Origin of the sequence: Marilutibacter spongiae, from assembly GCF_014145325.1 — a bacterium.
In the GTDB taxonomy this organism is placed as follows: domain Bacteria; phylum Pseudomonadota; class Gammaproteobacteria; order Xanthomonadales; family Xanthomonadaceae; genus Marilutibacter; species Marilutibacter spongiae.
In genome coordinates this window covers 1-3,742 of the sequence record NZ_JACHTF010000032.1, presented here as the reverse complement: position 1 = coordinate 3,742, position 3,742 = coordinate 1, and the positions used below count along the sequence as shown (strand labels likewise).

Sequence of the window (3,742 nt, the reverse complement as noted above, 5' to 3'; positions counted from 1 at the left end):
CGGCTGGCGGTGGTCCAGCGGCACGTAGGCCGCGCCGGCCTTCATGCAGGCCAGCAGGGCCACCATCAGTTCCACCGAGCGCTCCAGGTGCACGCCGACCCGGTCGCCCGCCTGCACGCCCGCCTCCTGCAGCGCGTGCGCCAGCCGGTTGGCCTTCGCATCCAGCTCGCGATGGTCCAGCGTCACCCCGCCGCAGCGTACCGCCGGTGCGTTCGGCGTCCGTGCCGCCGCCGCTTCCAGCGCACGCGGCAGCGGCTGCGCGCGACCGGCGCGGCTGTCCGCGCCGCGTCCCAGCGCCCGCAGCGACGCGGACTGCGCCGCGTCCACCCATTCCAGTTCGTCCAGCCGCGCCTGCGGGCGTTCCAGCCACTGCGCCAGCAGCGCTTCGTAGGCCCGGGCCATCCGCTCGATGCTCGAGGCCTCGAACAGCGAGGCCTTGTAGGTCCATGCCAGCGCCAGTCCATCGGCCTGTTCTTCCGCGGTGAGATCCAGGTCGAAGCGCACGCGATCGGCGCCATGCGGGAGCACTTCGAACTGCAGCCCGGGCAGCACCAGGGCACTGGACTCGTGGTTCTGCAGGACGAACTTGATTTGGCACAGCGGGTTGTAGGCCAGGCTGCGCGCCGGCCGAAGCTGTTCGACCAGCAGCTCGAACGGGGTCCGCTGGTGCGCCAGGGCGTCCAGCGCCACGCGCCGGCCATGCGCCAGCAGCGCATCGAGCGTGGTGTCGTCGTCCACCGTGAACCGGCAGGCCAGGGTGTTGTTGAAGAAGCCGATCACCGACTCGAGCTCGACCTGCTCGCGACCCGCGACCGGGGTCCCGACGACGATGTCCGACTCACCGCTCCAGCGCGCCAGCAGTGCGGCGAACGCCGTCTGCAGCAGCATGAACAGGGTTACGCCACTGGACTCGGCCAGGCGTGCCAGCGCCTTCAGGCGATCCGCGTCCAACGTCCTGTCCAGTCGCGACGCGACATAGGACTGGCGCGTGGGCCGGGGCTTGTCCAGCGGCAGCGCGTGCAGGTCCGGAAGCCGATCGAGTTGCCGCATCCAGAAGGCGAGCGACTCGTCGAATGCGCCGCGCGCCGCGTCGCCGTGCTGCCATGCCGCGTAATCCACGTACTGGACCGGCAACGGCGGCAGGTCGGGCTGGCGATCCTGCAGGCCCGCGGCGAAGAACTCGCCCAGCTCCCGCACGAGGATGCCGGTCGACCAGCCGTCGGAGACGATGTGGTGCATGGTGAACAGCACCACGTGGACGCGCCCGGACAATTGCAACAACGTGCAGCGCACCAGCGGCGCACGCGTCAGGTCGAAAGGCGCGGATGCCTCCTCTTCGGCTTCCAGGGCGATGCGCGAAGCCTGCGCGGCGGCATCGAGCTGTCGCAGGTCCTTGCGCACGATGCGCACCGTCGCCGAATCCTGCACGCGTTGCCAGGCCTCGCCCTCGATCTCCACGAACGCCGTGCGCAGCGCTTCGTGGCGCTCCACGAGGCGGTCGAGCGCTTCGCCCAGGCGCGACTCGTCGAGCACGCCCTGCACGCGCAGGGCGATCGGCATGTTGTACTGGGCGCTGCCGCCCTCCAGGCGGTCGATGAACCAGAGCCTTCGCTGGGCGAACGAAAGCGGCAGCCTGTCGCCGCGTGGCACGACGGGGATCCGCGCCTGCCCACTGTGCGGCAGGGCCGCGACGGCCGCAGCGAACGCGCGCAGGCCGGGCTGTTCGAACAGCATCCGCAGCGGCACGGTGCGGCCGAAGGCGCGGCCCACCTCGCCGACCACCCGCGTGGCCAGCAGCGAGTGCCCGCCCAGTTCGAAGAAATGGTCGTCGCGACCGACGCGCGTGCACCCCAGCAGTCGCGCCCAGGTCGACGCGATGCCCGTTTCGAACTCGCCCTCGGGCGCTTCCCAGGCCGACGCCTCGCTCCACTGCACGGGCTCGGGCAGGGCCTTGCGGTCGATCTTGCCGTTGGGGGTGGTCGGCAACGCCTCGAGCTGGACGATGGCCGAGGGCACCATGTAGTCGGAGAACCGCGCGGACAGGGCCGCCCTCAGCGTGGCCGCGGACAACGCCGCGCCCGCTTGCGGCACCACGTATCCCACCAGGCGCTTGCCGGCCACGGTATCGCGAGCCTCGACCACCGCCTCGCGCACACCGGCGCAGTCCATCAGGCCGACCTCGATCTCGCCCAGCTCGATGCGGAAGCCGCGGATCTTCACCTGCAGGTCGTTGCGGCCCAGGTACTCCAGCGTGCCGTCGGCGCGCCAGCGCGCCAGGTCGCCGGTGCGGTACATGCGCGCGCCCGCCTCCCCGGCGAACGGATCGGCCACGAAGCGCTCGGCGCTCTGCTCCGGCCGGCCCAGGTAGCCGCGGGCGACGCCGGCCCCGCCCACGTGGAGCTCGCCGGCGACGCCCACCGGCACCGGCTGGCCCATGGGGTCGAGCACGTATGCGGTCGCATTCGGGATGGGTCGTCCGATCGGCACATCGCGCGCGGGCAGCGCATCGATGCCGTCGAACCACATGCTCGTCGCGTTGACCGTGGTCTCGGTCGGGCCATAGGTGTTCAGCACCGCGGCGCGCCCGCCGGCCGGCGATCGCATCCAGGCCTCGAGATGGTGGCGCTCGAGCTTCTCGCCGCCGACATTGACCGCGCCGGGCCAGCGCGCCGGCAGCATCCGGCCCTCGCGCACGTCCTGCACCCACTGGTGCCAGAACGCCGTGGGCAGGTTGACCAGGTCGGGTTGCGTGGCGTCGAGCAGGTCGACGAAGGACTGGTCCGGCGCCACCAGCTCCTGGGGACGCACGATCAGGGTGGCGCCGATGGCGAGACCGGGGAATATCTCTTCAACGGAGGCGTCGAAGGCATAGGTCGCGAACTGCAGGATCCGCGACGCCTCGTGCAGCCCGCATATCTCGCGATGCGCATGGATGAGGTTGACGACCTGCCGGTGCTCGACCATCACGCCCTTCGGCCGGCCGGTGGATCCGGAGGTATAGATCACGTAGGCCAGGTGCCCGGGTTCCAGGCCGAAGTCCGCCGGATCCAGGTCCCGCGCCGCGTCGTCCCCGGACGGAAGCTCGTCGATGTCGATGACCGGGACACCGGCCCCGTCCAGCGTGACCAGGACATCGGCGACCGCGGATTCGGCCAGCAGGGCCACCGGGGCGCTGTCCTCCAGCACGTGCAGCAGGCGCTCCGGCGGATGGGCGGGATCGAGGGGCACGTAGGCGCCACCGGCCTTGAGCACCGCGAGCATGCCGACGACCATCGCCGGACCGCGCCGCAGGCAAAGCGCCACGCGGCAATCCGGACCGACGCCGGCCCCGCGCAGGCGCCGGGCCAGGCGATTGGCCTGGCCATTGAGCGTCGCATAGTCCACGGCGCGACCCTCGAACAGGATCGCGGTGCGCGTCGGGACGCGCGCCGCCTGCGCCTCGAACAGGCGATGGACCAGCATGGCGGTCGGCCACGCGCGGCGGGTGTCGTTGAAACCGCGCAGGATGTTGTCGCGCTCGACCGCGTCCATCATCGGCAATGCGCCGATGCTCGCCTGGTCGTCGCGCGCCATCTCCCCGAGCATGCATTCGAAGTAGCCCAGCCAGCGCCGCAGGGTCGCCGGCTCGAACAGGTCGCTGGCGTATTCCAGCTCGCCGGCGATGGCGTCACCGTCTTCGTGGAGCGCCAGCGACAGGTCGAAGTGCGACGTCACCCGCGCCTCCGGCAGCGGCTCCAGCTCC

At 71.4% G+C, this 3,742-nt stretch carries 1 protein-coding gene; it reads right to left on the bottom strand.

Annotated elements, in window-relative coordinates; genetic code table 11:
* On the bottom strand, positions 1 to 3,742 hold a 3,742-nt coding region (locus H4F98_RS16540; protein ID WP_182688927.1), incomplete at both ends, for a non-ribosomal peptide synthetase.